This is a genomic window from Liquorilactobacillus hordei DSM 19519 (assembly GCF_019443985.1).
GTDB classification, from domain to species: Bacteria; Bacillota; Bacilli; order Lactobacillales; family Lactobacillaceae; genus Liquorilactobacillus; species Liquorilactobacillus hordei.
Genome location: NZ_CP049303.1, coordinates 307,908 through 325,714, shown reverse-complemented (window position 1 = coordinate 325,714; position 17,807 = coordinate 307,908). Strand labels below are relative to the sequence as shown.

Annotated in this window: 12 protein-coding genes, 1 tRNA gene and 2 pseudogenes; 7 read left to right on the top strand and 8 right to left on the bottom strand. The window is 34.2% G+C overall.

The features are described from left to right. Positions 1-194: 194 nt before the first annotated feature. The 6 genes from G6O70_RS02815 to yycF all read right to left on the bottom strand — a co-directional run bounded on the left by G6O70_RS02815 (position 195) and on the right by yycF (position 7,279). Positions 195-1,436, bottom strand: a complete 1,242-nt coding sequence (locus tag G6O70_RS02815) for a S1C family serine protease (RefSeq protein ID WP_309137220.1) — start codon at positions 1,434-1,436, stop codon at positions 195-197. A gap of 221 nt (positions 1,437-1,657) precedes the next feature. Next, positions 1,658-2,476 carry an MBL fold metallo-hydrolase gene (locus tag G6O70_RS02810; protein WP_057870036.1) on the bottom strand — a complete coding sequence of 273 codons (819 nt, stop codon included), beginning with the start codon at positions 2,474-2,476 and terminating at the stop codon, positions 1,658-1,660. A 38-nt stretch (positions 2,477-2,514) separates the two neighbouring features. Further along, a complete protein-coding gene (locus G6O70_RS02805) occupies positions 2,515-3,324 on the bottom strand; it encodes a two-component system regulatory protein YycI (RefSeq protein WP_057870035.1) in 810 nt (269 codons plus the stop codon). Between the two features lie 19 nt (positions 3,325-3,343). Then, positions 3,344-4,696, bottom strand: a complete 1,353-nt coding sequence (locus tag G6O70_RS02800) for a YycH family regulatory protein (protein ID WP_057870034.1) — start codon at positions 4,694-4,696, stop codon at positions 3,344-3,346. Next, the gene (gene walK, locus G6O70_RS02795; protein WP_057870033.1) at positions 4,686-6,545 is read right to left on the bottom strand and encodes a cell wall metabolism sensor histidine kinase WalK; all 1,860 of its coding nucleotides are present in this window, start codon (positions 6,543-6,545) and stop codon (positions 4,686-4,688) included. The genes G6O70_RS02800 and walK overlap by 11 nt, the downstream gene beginning before the upstream one ends. Before the next feature lie 23 nt (positions 6,546-6,568). Next, positions 6,569-7,279: a response regulator YycF gene (gene yycF, locus G6O70_RS02790; protein ID WP_057870032.1), complete on the bottom strand. Its 711-nt coding sequence runs from the start codon at positions 7,277-7,279 to the stop codon at positions 6,569-6,571. 204 nt (positions 7,280-7,483) lie between these two features. Between yycF and G6O70_RS02785 the strand changes: the two genes are divergently transcribed. The 5 genes and pseudogenes from G6O70_RS02785 to G6O70_RS02765 all read left to right on the top strand — a co-directional run bounded on the left by G6O70_RS02785 (position 7,484) and on the right by G6O70_RS02765 (position 11,609). Next, positions 7,484-8,323 carry a pyridoxamine kinase gene (locus G6O70_RS02785; protein WP_057870031.1) on the top strand — a complete coding sequence of 280 codons (840 nt, stop codon included), beginning with the start codon at positions 7,484-7,486 and terminating at the stop codon, positions 8,321-8,323. 11 nt (positions 8,324-8,334) lie between these two features. Beyond that, positions 8,335-8,886, top strand: coding sequence for an ECF transporter S component (locus G6O70_RS02780; protein ID WP_057870030.1), 552 nt, complete (start codon positions 8,335-8,337; stop codon positions 8,884-8,886). Between the two features lie 88 nt (positions 8,887-8,974). Beyond that, a tRNA-Lys gene (locus G6O70_RS02775) sits at positions 8,975-9,047 on the top strand. Between the two features lie 167 nt (positions 9,048-9,214). Continuing rightward, a complete protein-coding gene (locus G6O70_RS02770; RefSeq protein ID WP_219934294.1) occupies positions 9,215-9,685 on the top strand; it encodes a helix-turn-helix domain-containing protein in 471 nt (156 codons plus the stop codon). A 246-nt stretch (positions 9,686-9,931) separates the two neighbouring features. Continuing rightward, positions 9,932-11,609, top strand: a pseudogene (locus tag G6O70_RS02765) (IS1182 family transposase). A 70-nt stretch (positions 11,610-11,679) separates the two neighbouring features. Here G6O70_RS02765 and G6O70_RS02760 read toward each other — a convergent pair. Further along, complete coding sequence (locus tag G6O70_RS02760; protein ID WP_057869849.1) at positions 11,680-13,248, bottom strand: putative polysaccharide biosynthesis protein; 1,569 nt, start codon at positions 13,246-13,248, stop codon at positions 11,680-11,682. Between the two features lie 133 nt (positions 13,249-13,381). Then, positions 13,382-13,624: pseudogene (locus tag G6O70_RS02755) on the bottom strand (PTS sugar transporter subunit IIB); the annotation flags it as partial. 609 nt (positions 13,625-14,233) lie between these two features. On the opposite strand from G6O70_RS02755, the gene G6O70_RS02750 reads away from it, so the two are divergent. Further along, positions 14,234-15,973, top strand: a complete 1,740-nt coding sequence (locus G6O70_RS02750) for an ABC transporter ATP-binding protein (protein ID WP_057869850.1) — start codon at positions 14,234-14,236, stop codon at positions 15,971-15,973. Between the two features lies 1 nt (position 15,974). Beyond that, a complete protein-coding gene (locus G6O70_RS02745; protein ID WP_057869851.1) occupies positions 15,975-17,723 on the top strand; it encodes an ABC transporter ATP-binding protein in 1,749 nt (582 codons plus the stop codon). The last annotated feature ends 84 nt before the right edge of the window (positions 17,724-17,807 follow it).

The window sequence follows — 17,807 nt, the reverse complement described above, 5'->3', positions numbered from 1 at the left end:
CCTGTGGATAACTATCAAACGGTTAATACCCCTTATTTTATACAATCTCTTTTAGTTTTTAACACTCCCTTTTAAAGTTCCGCACAATTTTATCCACATTCTATAAATAACACTTATTTTTTACACAAAAAAAGTACTTATTCTCCGTATTTCAAGGATAAGCACTTTTTTGAGTAAATTATGAATTATATTTATTAATTTCCAGAATCAGAAGATGTTGTTGTATTGGAATCATTTGCTTCAAGTGTCAGCTTAATATTTGCAGTCTTTAAAGTCCCATTATGGTAGTACTGAATCTGTACCGTATCACCTAACTTGTGGGAATATAATGCAGTCCTTAAGCTAGATAGACCCTTAACTTTTTTACCACCAAGTGAAGTAATAACATCGTACTTTTGAATTCCCGCTGCTTTAGCAGGTGAACTGCTGGAAACCTTAATGACAACCACACCGCTAGTTACACTGCTTGGTAATTTAAGGGTAGATTGTTGTTCACTATCAGAGACATAGCTCAAATTAATCAACGATATCCCAAGAGCTGGTCGTTTGATCTTTCCGTCCTTAACAAGCAAATTAATTATCTTCACAACTTCATTACTTGGAATTGCAAAGCCCATTCCTTCCACTGAGGTTGAAGAACTTGAGGAGCTTGTACTGGTACCTGTACTTGTCAGTTTCATCGAATTTATTCCCACAACTTGACCTGCTAAGTTGATTAATGGTCCACCTGAGTTACCAGGATTAATAGCAGCATCTGTCTGAATTACAGTTGTTTGACCCGTACTTGTTCCGTTGCTGTCTGTTGTCTCAATAGTTCGCTTCTTGGCAGAAATAATTCCTTGTGTAAGTGATGTTGCATAAGTTGAACCTAGCGGTGAGCCAATTGCCAATGCTGTTTGTCCCACACTAATATTATTTGAATTACCAAACGTTGCAACCTGAGTAACATCTGCCGCATTTATTTTCAAAACTGCCAAATCAGTAACAGAATCATGTCCGACTACTGTGGCTGCCAATTTTTTTCCACTATTTAACAGAACTTTAACTTTATCAGCACCCGAAATAACATGGTTATTAGTTACAATAAAAGCTGTATTTCCCGTCTTCTTGTAAATTACACCTGAGCCTTCACTCTCAGAAGTGGTCTCCCCTGATGAGCTGTCACTAAACAAATCATTCAGCGAACTAGATGAATTGCTTGTTGTGTATGCCTCGACAGAGACAACTGCATTTTTTATTTTATTAAAGGCTTTCGTAGACTGCGTACTTACATTTACTTTAATATTACTAACCTTTGCAGTTCCTTTTGAATTTTCAGCAGTTACTGTTGTATTTTCATAAGCCTGATACGCAGCATAACCCCCGAATGCTAGCCCGCCTCCCAAAAGACCACCAACTAATGCAACTAAAAAAATTTTCCCAACACGAGGCGGCATAGATGATTTCTTTTGTCGAGAAGCATCATCTTTGATTACCTTGTTATCATTCGTTTCTCTCTCTTCATTATTATTCATATGAGCATTGTGCCGCTTCACAACAAACAGCACATTCCTCCCTTCTCAATGTAGAATACCAGTATCTTTTTATATTCTATCGATAAATTTTGAAAAAAGCATGAAATAAATACTATATTTGTTTAAAATCACTTATTTTAAAGTTAAATTATTACCAATTTTGTTGCTTTTTCTGGATCTGTATCATAAATTCCAAAATCTTCATTTACACCCAAGTCCTGTTGTTTCATCGCGGTTTCTACAGTCAGATGCGCTAGTTCTTTTACATTATTATCCTTACTCAAGTGTCCCAAATAAATTTGTTTAGTTCGATTGCCAAGTATATCTATCAATGCCGATGCCCCGTCATCATTTGATAGATGACCACGATCACTTAAAATTCGTTGTTTCAAAGACCATGGATAGGCACCCATACGCAGCATCTCCGTATCATGATTACATTCAATTAAATAACCATCAGCATTCTTGATAATGCCCTCAGTACGTTCTGAAACGTATCCTGTATCGGTCAGTATTACAAATGAATGTCCATTATGATGAAATTGATAAAATTGTGGTTCGGCAGCATCATGAGACACACCAAAACTCTCTACATCAAGGTCAACAAAAGATTTTGTCTCACCCATCCCAAACAAATGTTTTTGTTCGGTAGGTATCTTTCCGATTTTACTAGCCATTGCATCCCATGTACCTTTGTTAGCATATACGTTTAAGTTATACTTTCTTGCTAGGATCCCAACCCCCTTACAATGATCCGTATGCTCATGCGTAACAAGCAAACTATCAACATCAGCGATATTTCTCCCAATTGATGCCATTAAATTAGCAATCTTTTTCCCACTCAATCCAGCATCAACTAAAATTTTTCGTTTTGGAGTTTCGATATAAGTGACATTCCCACTACTTCCACTGGCCAAAACACTTATTTTCATATCATCTTTTTCTTGGGTCACTAAATCCATACTCCTATTCCTTCTATCTTTTAAACTCTCTCTTCATTTTAATTTATACTATCCGATTCGTCCATTATTGCACCTGAAAAGGCATTTATTCTTCGATATTGTACATTGCCAGTCGAGTTACTTTTAACACCTATTACCCAAGTTGGAATATATACAATATTGTTATTAACAGTAAGTAATTTCGTATATCCTAAATTTACCCACTCAACCGAACTATTATTCATTAATTTATTGTATTGGTATAACCAAATAACTGCCCTTTCCTGACTGATAATTGGTCGCTGTTGTAAAATCTCTACATCATCAAGTATTCCCTGGGAATATCCTGTCACATAACCATTTCTTATGGTAAATCTGATTTGACCATTTGGCATATAAACAGGTGTTCCACGAATAATCTGTGTATAAACTACAGTGTTTTTAGTAGAAAGATTTTTATTGTACTTATAGCTTTGTCCATCTACTATTTTTGTCTCATCACTAACAACAGTATTAAGTGTGTCTTGCGGACTACTAGATTTTTTAATTTTTATCGAATCTTCAAATACTCCTACGATTTTGTGATTCTGATAAGATACTGTTTGATTTTGCAGTGAACTAATGCTTTCTTGAAGATTGTTTTTGGTAGAACTCGAAATATAGTAACCCTTTCCTTTTTTATTAGAGAGTTCACCATATGTAATCTGATCTCCCTTAATACTCTTTAACACCGAGGAAAGTGAATTCTCATTTGTCGATTTTGTTGTCGAAATTACAGCATCATCTTTTTGTGAATAGGATATGAACAAGAAAATATCCAACGCTATAAAAGCTATAAAGAAGATCAATTCTATTCTTTTGAAGTTCATATCCTCACTTCCTTTCTAGTTAATTTGTAGACAAAAGATCCTCAAGCTCACTCCATCGTCCATCTATATAGACATAGTAAGTAGGTATCATATCAATAACAAGATTAGATGATTGATTTTTTTGCCACTTATAACCCACTCTTATATCTTTTATCTTGCTTAAAGTATAACCCGCATTTTCCAATTCTCGTAAAACAGTATACGTAGAAGGCAGATTTTGTTTATATTGGCTAGCAGGTACAGGAACCTGTAAACTATTTAATGAAAAATTATACTCTTTACCACCTGTACTCATCAGTTTAATTTTGTAGGTACCATAATTATCATTGCTAATGATTGGAAACCCAGCAATATAACTACGATATGTGACTGTGCCATCTTCAGAATTAACCTCATCAAAACGTAAGTTATCTGGAGCAACACCTATTTTATTCAACTGATTCAAACTCTCCGTTAAATGTGTATAATAATTCAATTTTTGCGTCTTTATTTTGCCACTGTTTGCATCATCATAATAATCCAATGCCGAATAATTCTCATATTGTACTGCACTCGTTGTATCGTTTAATGTTAACCTATTATCTGACCCATCTAAGTAAACAGTTTTATTTTTTTGTAGTTTAGTTGTTATCGAAGTTTGTCCACTTGGATTTAATAATTCACTTACATACGAGCTTATGTTTGTCTTATTGTAAAGATAACTATACTTAGGGAGTTGTACTGAATTAACATAAAAGTTGATTATTCTATTATTAAGTACATAATAATCAATCTCTAACTTATTATTTTGAATACTACTGCTCTTCAAATATGTCTTAATCTTCTTTACTGCCTTCATATTGTTAACAACAACTTTACAAACTGCTTTTGATTGATCATTCATCAAATAAATATAATTTTCATTTTCTAGGGGTATCATAATTCTATTAAATTTAAATTTTGAAAGACCTTCTATTTTCTGTGTAAAAACCTTATTAAAAACTTTGACAGTTATTGGGCTGTTGTAATTCAACAACATAGCATTATTTTGTTTTAAAAAGGTTAAGTAATCTGTACTGTTCTTATAAATTTTTGTTGATGTCGAAACACTATTCCACTTCTTCATAATTTTCCAAACTTTACCTATCAAGTAATTCTCAGAACTTGGAAGTTGATACTGTAAATCATTCACATTATACGTAGCTTGCAAGGGTAAAAAAATATCACTCAAAGTTTTTTTACTAACACTTGTTGTATTTTCTCCTGTGTCAGTCGTCTCTTTAGAATCATGTTGTAGCATTGCGGGATTAAACCAAATAAGTGCAGAGAAAAAGACACTAATTAAGATTGTAACTGTCAATCCTGTATGCAATAGAATTTTTCTAAGCTTCATCCCACAATTCCCCCTCATATTCTTCATACGGCAGCGAAATATAGAAAGTTGACCCTTTACCTTCAATACTATCAACCCAAATTCTTCCACCATGCATTTCAATAACTTCTTTTGAAATTGCAAGACCTAGTCCCGTTCCACCTTGTGCCCGTGAACGTGCCTTATCAACGCGGAAGAATCGATCGAAAATATGAACAACATCCTTTTTAGGAATACCAAGTCCTTGGTCAGAGATACTTAAAATAACATGATTATGAGTCTCTAAAAGTCGACAGGTGATTACACCCCCGTCTGGCGAATACTTAATAGCATTATTTATAATATTATCAACGACTTGCATAAACTTATCAGTGTCAATTTCAACCCATAACTCTCTTTTGGTAAAGTCTCGCCTGATTGAATAGCTTTTCTTACCTTCTTCATGCGCATCATCAGATTTCAGCATCATATCAAATCTATCCAAAATATAATTGTACAACTCATTTAAATTAACAAGCTCTAACTCGAGTTTGGATGTTCCTGAATCCATCCTAGAAAGACTCAGTAGATCATTAATCATTCTTATCATCCGCTGTGTTTCATCTTGCGTAACTTTCAAAAATGATGGCGCAACTTCTGGATCTTTCCACGCTCCATCATTCAATGCCTCGATGTAACTCCTTACACTTGTCAATGGTGTTCTCAACTCATGTGAAACATTAGAAACAAATTCTCTTCTCTCCCGATCAATTCGCTGTTGTTCTGTAATATCATGTAATACACAGACTAATCCACTGATAAAACCTGATTCTCGCTGAATTAAAGAGAAATAGGCATTCAAAATCTCATCATGTTCCTCATCTGACAAGTCAATGATGATTTCATCTTGATTTTCAAGTAAATCACGCAACGTATATTTATCTCGAATCCCCAAAATATCTAACACTGACTGTCCATCAGCTATATTAGGATCAATGTTCAGCGCCTGTGACGCAGTTTCATTCATAATAATGACGTTCCCGCGCCGATCAGTTGCCAAGACACCATCAGACATATGGGACAATACACTGTCCAATCTACGCCGCTCGGCCTCTGATGATTCTTGAGCTTCTTCAACTCTGACTGATAAATTATTGACAGCTTGTGCCAATTGCCCTAACTCATCCGTTCCATAAATTTTAACTTGCCCTGAATAATCCCCACGCGCAATTCTCGTCGTTTGTTTTTTCATTTCATCAATAGGGCGCGTAATTGCACTAGAGATAAAAATAGCTAAAATTAAGCCCAAACCGGTTGCGATTAATGCCGCAGTTGCAAAAATAAGAGTGACTTTGTTAATAGAACTATATACTGGCTCTAAGCTCGCCCTCAAGTAAACGGCCCCTACTAACGTATTTGTATTTCCAGTTGTACTAAAAAGTGGGGTAATTGATACATAGTATCGTTTATTATCCGTTCGATCATATGCTGATTTTGCGTATGAACGTTCATTATATAAAACTTGCTTAATATCGTTGTCAGTTGTTTTTTGACCTATTAAATCTTGACTATTTACATCACTGTCTCCACGGATTGTTCCTTTTGTATCAACTACCTGGATCTTTGTAACATTTGAATTATCTACATCTTCAAGTATATCTTTGATATTCGTATTAGCTTTAGTCGTATTACCACGAGAAAGATTGCCGATTAAGGAACTATCAATATAACTTGATAATTCAACCTGTTGCTTAAATGATTTCAAATTATCCTTTTTTAACTGTTGCACAAAATAAGCACCTACTATTTGAAATGTTATTAGCAATAACAGTGCAAAAACTAGTGCTATTTTAAAATGGATAGATTGAAAAAAATGTAGTTTCTTATTCATTATTACTCCACTGAAAATCTTATTTATTCTGCTTCTGGATTACGCAAATAATAACCCACTCCACGTCGAGTTACTAACCAAATTGGTCGACTAGAATTATCCTCGATTTTTTCTCTCAATCTTCGAACTGTTACATCTACCGTTCGGACATCACCAAAATAATCATATCCCCAAACAGTTTGTAAAAGGTGTTCTCTTGTCATAACTTGACCAATATGTTTCGCTAAATAATAGAGAAGTTCAAATTCCCTATGTGTCAACTCGATTTTTTCATCTCTTTTTGAAACCATATATGCCTCTGGATGAATTGTTAAATCACCAATAGTAATCTCATTGTTTTTTTCTTCTTCATTTTGTGCAGAAGACGAAGCAGCCGTCTGCCTCCTCAAATTAGCTTTAACTCGTGCGACTAATTCACGATTAGAAAATGGCTTTGTAACATAGTCATCAGCCCCCAGTTCTAATCCTAGAACTTTGTCGATTTCTGCGTCTTTAGCTGTAACCATTATAATTGGCATATCATATTTTTTACGAACTTCCCTTGCTACTTCAAGTCCATCCATTTTTGGCAACATGATATCTAACAAAATTAAGTCCGGTACGATCTCTTCCACTTGTTCAACAGCTTCTTGTCCATCAAATGCTGTATAAACATCAAAGCCTTCCTTCGTCAAATTAAACTTGACGATGTCGGAAATTGGTTTTTCATCATCAACTACTAAAATTTTCTTCACTTTGTGGCTCCTTTCCCAAAATCACTTTTTTGTGATTTGGAATCTCTATTTATTTTAATGGAGATTTTTTATTATTAAATAAGGTACAACCGCCTATATTATAACCTATCGTTTGAATGATGCCAAACCTGCATCCAAAATATTATTATAACTTTAATTCATGCTATAATGTTTTTAATTTATATACATAGACAAGGAGTAAAAATGAAAAAATCAATACTAATTTCTCAAGACCTCTCTTGTGCTGGTCAAGTTTCCATGGCTATTGCTTTGCCCATCCTTGGTGCACTCGGTTTCAACCCTACGATTCTACCAACTGCAATTTTATCAACCCACACAGGTGGCTTTGGAAAAAACACTTACTTAGATCTCAGTTCAGAAATGGAGAAGATTATTGCCCACTGGGAAACAATCCCTCTTTCCTTTTCTGCAATATATCTAGGTTACCTAGGAAACAGTCCTTTAGATATTCTTCTTAAGAAGATTGACACCCTTTCGCCTAATGCCTTTTTTCTTTTAGATCCTGTGATGGGGGATCATGGTAAAATGTATCGCGGCTTTAATGAAAACTATGCTCATCAAATGCAACAGTTGGTAAAAAAAGCTGATCTTATTACGCCAAATGTAACAGAAGCTCAATTACTGCTAGATAAAGAATGTACTACAGGTGTACTTTCCTCAGCTTCTGCTCTTACTTTAGCTAAAGAGCTTAATGACAAGTTCAAAAATAAACAAATTCTTTTAACTGGAATTCCTAAACCTGATGGGAAAATTGGCATTGTGGGTGTCGATAACATTTCCCAGGAAATATGGCAACTTGAAACACCAAAAATTGGTTCAAGTTTCTTTGGAACTGGCGATATTTTTGCAAGTGTTTTACTTGGTGCGTTATTGCATGGTAACACATTAAAAGAAGCAGCAGAAAGAGCAATGCACTTTATTAGTAATACGATTAAAAAAAATATGCAATTAAATTGCGTTGATCCCCATTTTGGTCTTGATTATTCTCTTGAGTTGCCTGTATTATTAAAACAATTAAATTAGGAGGTTAAAAAATGCAAAAAAATAAGAATTCTCTCAGAATGATTATCTTAACTGGTTTATTTGCTGCCATTATATATCTCGGCATTTTCATTTTAAGAATACCTATTCCTGCAATGGTCGGGCGACCATTTATTCATTTCGGAAATACACTTGCTGCTTTAGCTATTTTATTTTTAGGACCCAGAAATGGGATTATTGCAGGGGTCATCGGACTTGGTGGTTTTGATGTGCTTAATGGGTATGCATTAACATCTTGGTTAACAGTTCTTGAAGTAATTATAGTCGGTTTAACTATCGAAGCTGTTTTTAAATATTTCCATCACAATGACAGTAAGCGCAATATTATTATTGTTGCTATTACAGCAGGAGCCATGAAAATCATCACCTCTTACTGCACTTCAATTGTTGAAGCCTTGATGGTCGGTACAGCGTTTAAAACTGCTATTGTTGCATCTTTCTTGAGCCTACCAGCAACAGTTATCAATTCTATTTCAACGGCAATCTGTGTTCCTATATTATATTTTCTATTACGTAAGGCTTTTTTTGCTATTAACAAAGATTAAACAAAAATGCCATTATACATTTTTTTATTTTTCTATTGCATATTCTTCTAACACATGGTAATATATTTCTTGTTGATGAAGAATATATGGGTGGCTAGCTCAGCTGGCAGAGCAACGGACTCTTAATCCGTGGGTCCAGGGTTCGATCCCCTGGCCACCCATCAGAGGTTTACTATCAGTAATCATTAGGTGTTAAAAACGCCGTGGTTACTGGTTTTTTTGTACTTGGTAGATTGTAAAATTTAAGTTGAACATATTAGTGGACAGAAAAACCCATAAAGGTCTTCAATGGTGTCACCACAACATTCCACTAGAAAGAAGGACCTTTATGGGCACCACTATTTTATCATTTGAAGACCGCGTTGTCATCGAAACACTTCATCATGAAAAGCACTCACTTCAATATATTGCCGATTATTTAGGCCTTAGTAAAACCACTATCTTTAATGAGGTTCATCGCTTAGCTGGTGAGTATCACGCAGTTAAGGCTCAAACTGACCATGAAGTTAAACTTAGTCATCGTGGTCGTAAAACCATCTTAACGACTAACCTAAAGCGCTTGATTGAAGAACAGGCCGGTGTTCCGCTGTACTTTGCGCACGCTTATTCGCCACATGAACGAGGCAGTAATGAAAATCGCAACCGAGTACTACGCCGCTTCATTCCCAAAGGTCAACCGATTGATGAGATTACCGATGATGAATTGATTCAAATTAACTGGTATTTGAATTCCCGACCACTCAAATGTTTAAATTGGCGAACACCGATTGAGATCTTTTTGCGTAATCTGCGTTACTAAATTTGTTCAAGTTATTTCTTGCAATCTGCCACTTTAAAAAAGATTTGTATTTCATATAATGTCATTAATAATCAAAAAAAGTTAGCTAAAAAATTGGGGCTGTGCCATAAGTCCTAAGTGAAAGAGCTTCACCAGAGAAAGTAATGATTTTTCTGGTGAAGCTCTTTTGGTATAATTAAAAATAAAAAAGCACTGGTTGGAGCCAGTACTTTCAAAAACAATACCCCTATAGAAAGGATAATCAAAATGTACAATAATTATAACATAAATCAGACTGTACTTAGTATTAAAACTGACTGGGAGCCAAAAAGAAAATCATCCTGCACGGATGATTAATCAAATAGTTGAAGACCTTAAAATTAATGATCCTTACATCTTTGGACGACCGCGTAAGTATGATCTGCGTGTACTTTTAAAATTAATTTTGTTTGCGTACACAAAAGGTATCTTTAGTAGTCGCCGTATTAATACCTTGGCAGAACAGAATTTGGCAGCCCGTTGGCTGACACAAGAACAGGTTCCAGCCTACCGAACAATTTGTCGTTTTAGAATTTCAGATGAAGTTGAGAGCTTGATTAATCAATGTATTCTAAAACTAACCAAATATCTGAAACAAAACAATTTTATTGATGAAGTTACTTTTATTGACGGGACTAAAATTTTAGCTGATGCCAATAAATATAGTTTTGTTTGGCGTAAGAATACGATTCGTTTTGACAAGCTTAATCGCTCTGCGATTATAACCCTTCTGGAAGAATTAAATGACGCTAAGTTTAAGTGTCAGCTCCCAGCAGAGACAGATCTTACTTTAGAAATGCTTGATGAAATTACCTTGCGGTTAGAAAATGACTTGAAAGATTTGAATAAAAAGATTGAAAAAGAACATATCTCTCCAAACCCAGACAAGTCAAGGCGTCGAAAACTAAAATCTTTAAAACGAAAACTTAAGTTACGGCAAACTAAATTATTAGCTCATAAAATACAAACCAGAATTTATGGTAAAAGAAATAGTTATTCAAAAACAGATCATGATGCAACTTTCATGCGTGTTAAGGAAGATCCAATGCTCAACGGACAGCTAAAACCGGCTTATAATCTACAAATCGCCACAAGTAAACAATTTGTAACTGCCTTCGGCATTTTTCAAAATCCAGGAGATACCAAAACATTAATTCCTTTTTTACAGCAACAAAAAGCAGCTGGAACTTTAGGTAAGTATATTGTGGCTGATGCAGGATACGGTTCAGAATCAAATTATCGATATCTCGAAGATGAATTACCTGAACATACAGCGTTAATTCCATATGGGACAATGTTAAAAGAAAATAGTCGCAAATGGAAAAGTGATGACCGTAAGGTCATGAATTGGGCGTATCATCCTAAAGACGATTATTTTATTGATCTGCAGGGAGTTAGATTTAGTTTTTATGCTTACCGTAAGCGCAAAGATAAGTACGGATTTGTACGTGAATTTAAAGAGTATCAGGCAAACAAATACGATAACGATTTTAAAATTGATCACCGAGCATTCACTAAAAACGGAAATCCTCGTAAAATAAGTATTAATAGCGCATGGGAGTATTTCAAAGCTAAGGAACGCAAGTTGCTTTCAAATCACCAAACTAGTTCAATTTACGGACAACGTAAAATAGATGTTGAATCAGTTTTTGGTGGATTGAAGGCTTGTTTGGGTTTTAAAAGATTTTCGGTTAGAGGTCTTGAGAAGGTAAAAAAGGAAGCTGGAAGTGCCTTGATGGCAATGAACATTAGAAAATTGGTGGCAAAGGTTACCAACTATAACTGTTCTATAAACAAAAAGAAGAGATTAGCGAAAATCAAAGAACGATTTTCACTAATCTCTTCTATTTTGAAGGACTTATGGCACAGCCCCTCTCTATTTATTCCGGATAAACATGTTCCATAAGTCAAAGCTACGTTAACCTCTCATTTTCCACGAGTATATTTGCGGTATATCATGAAAAATTCGTTATCATTCATTCAAAGATTTTATTCCAAAAGCCAAACTTCTTTGAAATCACAAAATAAAGCAATCCTGCATATAAGCCAAATATCACACTATACAAAAGTGCCATTAGTTTAGTTTGTGGTATATAAACACTAGCAATAACGAACTGTGACACCGTAACAATAATAAGGAAAAATATATTCAGCAATATGTTGGGCATAAACTTTTTAAATTTAACAGTAAAAACCTTTCCTATTTTTCTGTAAACTAATATGCAAATAACTAAAAAGGCAATATTAGTTGCCATTATAGCTCCAGTTCCCTGCCATATGAAAACAAAGGGATACTGAAGACACATCTTAATTATCAAACCCACTACTAAATAAGACATGGCTTTTTTACTATAACGAAGTGCTTGAAGTACAGTTAATCCATTGACTGCAATGGCCATAATCAAACTTTGCCAAATATTATAAGCCAAGAAGAGTGCACCGTCCTTACTAAAAAAGAAAAAAATCCCATTAGCTTCAAAAGACAATGCACTGAATATTGTAGAAATAGGAAAAACAATGAAAATTAGGTAGTTAATATTATCCGTTAAATAACGTCGTACATCTTGCTTCTGACCTCCTGCATTAACTGTTGCAAGTAATGGTAAGCTACTTCCAGCAATTGCAGCTGCTAATGCAATAATTACCGATGTTAGTTTGGATGGATTAGCCGAAAATGCAGTGTATACCTGTTGAGTATATGCTGCTGATAAGCCCAATGCACCTTGCATGATTTGTTTAAAAAACAACTGATCAATTATTTGGCATAAATTTATTCCTGCACCTACAATTACAAAAGGGATAGATTCATATGTAATGGCCATAAAAATTTTTCGTACATTAACTAACGTGAGGTCCTTGCTGCTTTTAAGGTTCATTCTATATTCAGGTAGTTTAACCCTATAGTGGGCAATCAAATATATATAGCTAGCTATTGCTCCTGCAAAAGCAGCAAATACACTTGCATACACCGCAACCACATAACTTGTATGGAATATATATATTAAAAGATAACTGGATACTAATATAAAAAGTACTCTAAATACTTGCTCCCACAACTGAGAAATCCCAAATGGTTTAAGATCTTGGTTACCTTGAAACCAACCACGAATTACGCTCATAGCAGGCAATATCGCAATTGCTGGAACCATACTTCTGATAGCAATTACTGAGTCCCTTTGTGAAACTACTGGACTATTTGCTGCAAAAATTGGGGCTGCAATATACAAAATTAGCGTACAAATTAGACCTGAAATACACATCAAGCCCAAGCCTAATTTAAAAATTTTTTGACTATTTGCAAATTCGCCTTTACCATTATACATCGCAACTTTTCTTGCAATTGCAGAAGGAAAACCTGCCATGCCTAACGATAAAAATATCGCATATATATTATAAGTTGAGTTAAATAAAGCTTGCGCAGAATTAATGTTTTCTTTTGACCCCATCATGGCTAACCACGGTATCAAATAAAGTATACCTAACGCCCTTGAAAACACACTCCCAAAGGATAGCCAAAATGAACCTGATAATAATTTTTTATTCATACATACACCTTAAGCTTTTTTCATTATTATCATTAGTAAACGCCCTTCTCTTTAATTTAACAAGCTTCTTTTATGCTCTTTATAAATAATTAAAAAAACACTAGTTGTGTTTCACATGAAACAACGGTATCTTTTAGAAACCTAACCCAACTTTCTCTGTTACTTTCACGATGTTTTTTAACACCTTGTGCGCTTCATATCTTCCATCATTAATATTGTGAATTGTCTTTTGTTTATTTAAAATACTTAGATTAATGCCGGCTGGTTTTGCTAATTTAATTCCGGCTTTAGCGATATCTGAACTTGCTATTTCTTTATCAACAAGCATGATTCTTGTTGCAACTACAACATTAGTCCACATATTTACTACTTGTTCATATAATAATCTCTATCATTTTTACCATTAAATCCCCTTCCTTTAATAATATATTTTTTTACCTAATATTTATGATTATAAAATAAAAAACTGACTTTTCAAAATTAGCTACTAATTTATTCGAAGAATTATTAGCTTATAATAAATAATTATTCAAAAATTACATTATTTAAAGCTGCTTTTTGAAATAAGCTTTCATACATAGGTGCTAATCGATTTTTTTGAAAAAATTTCCCCTGTATACTTCTAACCACGATCCCTGTATCTCTTGTTGCAAGTACACTTTGCGTAGATTTAGTAGAGGCACATTTTTTATTTTTTCATAAGTTATTTAAAAATAAATTAAAAAAAGACTTGTTTTTTTTAATATCCCTGTGTTACCTTAAGTTTATTGAAACACAAAACTACCAAAGGAGGAATCGTATTATGATTATATTATTTAGTTTAATATCACGCCGACCATCAAAATATTTTAATTTACCGATTCCTTCACAGGTTTTGTTTAGTTAGCATACAATAAAAATTTTAACTTGTATATTTTAATTAGACTCTGTCCTAGGTTTAAGGGGCAGAGTCTTTTTGTGCAATTTATACTTAAAGGAGAACACAATGAATTACGTTATAAAACATTTAATAATTTACTTTGGTCAACACAAAGCTCGTTATACTACTGTCTTCATCTTCATGGTAATCGCGAGCATCCTCGCTGTTGCACCAACTTATATCATTCGTCTAATAATTGATGCAATTGTTCAAAAAAATCTTACCACTCGGATATTAATAACTTATATAACATTTTTTGCTTTAATCATTATTTTAGCGTATCTTACCGAAGCAATTTGGACATTTTTCCTATTCATCGGTTCCTATGATATTCAAAAAGAATTACGTAATGATTTAATGACACATTTTCTAAAAATGGGTGCCCCTTTTTATCATCGCTTCCGGACGGGTGATTTAATAACACGTTCAAGTGATGATGTACGTGTTATGGGAATGACTGTTGGTTATGGCCTAATGGTTTTCCTAAATACCAGCCTTTATCTAACATTCATTGTCTTAATGATGATGGTCACAGTATCTTGGCAATTAACCCTCTTTGCTTTGATACCAATGCCAATTCTTGTTTACTTCATCTTTAAATGGGGTTCAGAAGTTGATGCAAAATTTACTGAAGCACAGAATTCTGTCTCAGAAATGAATAACGAAGTTCTTGAAATTATTGATGGACTACGCGTTGTCCGTGCATTTGGGCTAGAAGACTCAGTTTCTCAAAAATTCGATGAAAAAGTCTTAGAATCTCGAAAACAAAATGATATTGTGGCTGAAATTGACTCTCGCTTTATGCCGTTAATAACTATTATTTTAGCTATTAGTTATGTTTTCAGTTTTGGGCTTGGGGCTTTCTTTGTAGCACATCATCAAATTTCTATTGGTGCAATGGTTTCTTTTCAAGTCTATTTAACAATGATTGTCTGGCCAATGATTTCAGCTGGGGATTTAGTTAATACTATGCAACAAGGTGCTGCATCTTGGCGAAGAATTAATGAAGTACTAAAAACCGATGACAATCTGGAACTTTCTGGTAACTTAAGTCTTCAAAAAATTAGCACTATTGCCTTTATCAACTTTCATTTTAAATATGATTGTAATGATCGTGCTGTACTCAATGGCCTTAATCTCACGGTAAAAAGTGGTCAAGTAATTGGGATTGTCGGAAAAACCGGAAGTGGTAAAACCACACTTTTACGCCAACTTGGTCATCGTTATCCCTATTCTAGTGAAGTTCCTTTAATTAATGGTCAACCTTTGACTTCATATTCTACGACAGATCTTCGAAAAAAAATTGCTGAAGTTCCACAAGAACATACACTGTTCTCAAGAACTATTCGCGAAAATCTTCTCTTTGGTAATTCAGAAGCAAGTGAAAAAACACTTTGGCAAGCACTGGAAAAAGCATGTCTCGCCGACGATATCAAAAGAATGAAAGATGGTTTAGAAACACTGGTAGGCGAGAAAGGAATTTCTCTGTTTGGTGGACAAAAACAGCGATTATCCCTTGCTCGAGCTTTTCTACGAAATACTAGTGAGATCCTTTTACTAGATGATGCCCTTTCTGCAGTCGATGCAAAAACTGAACAAGTAATTATTAACAATCTAAAAAATCAAGTTTCAAATAAAATCTCATTTATTATCAGTCATCGACTATCAACAATTACTGATGCTGACTGGATTATCGTATTAGATGATGGAAAAATTATTCAATCGGGAACTCATCAGTCGCTAATAAAAGAATCTGGATGGTATCAAGAACAATATCATCATCAACAAATTAAGGAGGAAAAATAATTTGTTAGTTCCCATTAGACATCTCTTATATTATCTTAAATATTATAAAAAACAATTTATTATTGGGACTGGATTATTATTACTTGCTTCAAGTCTCGAGTTATATTCACCAATGATTGCAAAGCAATTAATTGATCAAGTCATGACACCAGCCGCCAAGAACGGGAATTTAAAAATAGAACTGTTACTTATCCTCCTTTCCATTTACCTGGGTTTGAATATATTTGGAGCATTATTTAGATACATCAGCTTATTGTTATTACGTAAAATGTCAAATAAAATCGTACAAATTATGCGCCACCAGCTCTTCAACCATATGCATAAATTACCGATTTCATACTTTGACAATATTCCTTCTGGTAAAGTCGTTGCTCGTATTACAAATGATACTGAAGTACTTCGGAGCAATTTTTATGTCAATGTTATTAGTAACTTGCTAAGTAACATTATTCAAGTTGTGGGAGCCTATATCGCATTAGTCTACTTAAATAAAACATTGAGCCTGTATCTTCTTTTACTAGTTCCTATTATGTTTTTTTGGCAGAAATTCTACACAAAGTATGCTTCAAAATATAACTTAGCTATGCGTGAATATATCTCACAAATTAGTGGACAACTTAATGAATTTGTCCAAGGTATTGCGATTATTCAAGCCTTTCAAAAGGAAAAACAACTCCTTGAAGAATTCAAAAAAACAGTCGACAAATGGGTTAAGGTTGGCCGTAAAGCCTTACTTTTAGATACTGGTATAGCTTGGGGATTTGCTACCTTATTGCGTAATTTAACAATTCTACTAATGCTAGTTACTCTATCTTGGTTATTCTTAGACAATACCTTGGCTATCTCAGCAGGCCTCTTATACGTACTTATCGATTATATTAACCGTCTTTTCGATCCTATTGATGGATTCGTTCAAACGATTGCAAATATTCAACAATCACTAGCCGCAGGTCAAAGAATTTTCGAATTTACTGATGAAAAAACCGAATCTGTACAGACGAAAAATATTTCGATAAAAAAAGGTGCTATTAGTTTTAATAATGTCTCTTTTGGGTATCTCCCCGATCAACAAATTCTAAATTCGATTAATTTTCATGTTGACCCTGGAGAAACGCTTGCTCTTGTCGGACACACTGGATCAGGTAAATCAAGTATTCTGAATCTTCTTTTTCGCTTCTATGACCCGCAAAAAGGAAATATTACTGTCGATAATCAAGTAATCTCTGACTATAATCGTTATAGTGTTCGCAAATCAATGGCCATCGTAATGCAAGATCCTTATTTATTTACAGGAACAATTGCAAGTAATATAAGTATGAACCGCCAAGGAATTTCAGATGCAATGTGCATTAATGCGCTCAAACAAGTTGGAGCAGAATATTTATTAAATCGTTATCCAGATGGGATTAATCATCCTGTTGTTGAGAAAGGGACCGAATTTTCTAGCGGTGAAAGACAATTGATAAGTTTCGCACGAGCACTTGTTTCTAACCCTAAAATATTAATATTGGATGAAGCAACTAGCCATGTTGATACTGAAACAGAAACGTTGATTCAAAAAGCAATGGGTATCCTAAAAAAAGGGAGAACTACTTTTATTATTGCCCATCGACTATCAACGATTAAAGATTCCAACCAAATCCTAGTATTGGAAAAAGGTAAAATAGTAGAACGAGGTTCACATGAATCCTTGATCCAAAAAAACGGCATATACCATCAGATGTATCAAATGCAGTCAGAACAATTATAATTTACACACAAGCAGATTATTTAACCACCAACCCTGTTTTGTAATAAAGTAAAAGTGGACTCAAATATATTTGCGGGAGGAAAA

Coding starts and splice junctions, on each gene's coding strand:
- G6O70_RS02750 (WP_057869850.1), top strand. CDS start 14,234: ATGAATTACGTTATAAAACATTTAATAATTTACTTTGGTCAACACAAA.
- G6O70_RS02785 (WP_057870031.1), top strand. CDS start 7,484: ATGAAAAAATCAATACTAATTTCTCAAGACCTCTCTTGTGCTGGTCAA.
- G6O70_RS02815 (WP_309137220.1), bottom strand. CDS start 1,436: ATGCCGCCTCGTGTTGGGAAAATTTTTTTAGTTGCATTAGTTGGTGGT.
- walK (WP_057870033.1), bottom strand. CDS start 6,545: ATGAATAAGAAACTACATTTTTTTCAATCTATCCATTTTAAAATAGCA.
- G6O70_RS02800 (WP_057870034.1), bottom strand. CDS start 4,696: ATGAAGCTTAGAAAAATTCTATTGCATACAGGATTGACAGTTACAATC.
- G6O70_RS02770 (WP_219934294.1), top strand. CDS start 9,215: ATGGGCACCACTATTTTATCATTTGAAGACCGCGTTGTCATCGAAACA.
- G6O70_RS02780 (WP_057870030.1), top strand. CDS start 8,335: ATGCAAAAAAATAAGAATTCTCTCAGAATGATTATCTTAACTGGTTTA.
- G6O70_RS02760 (WP_057869849.1), bottom strand. CDS start 13,248: ATGAATAAAAAATTATTATCAGGTTCATTTTGGCTATCCTTTGGGAGT.
- G6O70_RS02805 (WP_057870035.1), bottom strand. CDS start 3,324: ATGAACTTCAAAAGAATAGAATTGATCTTCTTTATAGCTTTTATAGCG.
- G6O70_RS02810 (WP_057870036.1), bottom strand. CDS start 2,476: ATGGATTTAGTGACCCAAGAAAAAGATGATATGAAAATAAGTGTTTTG.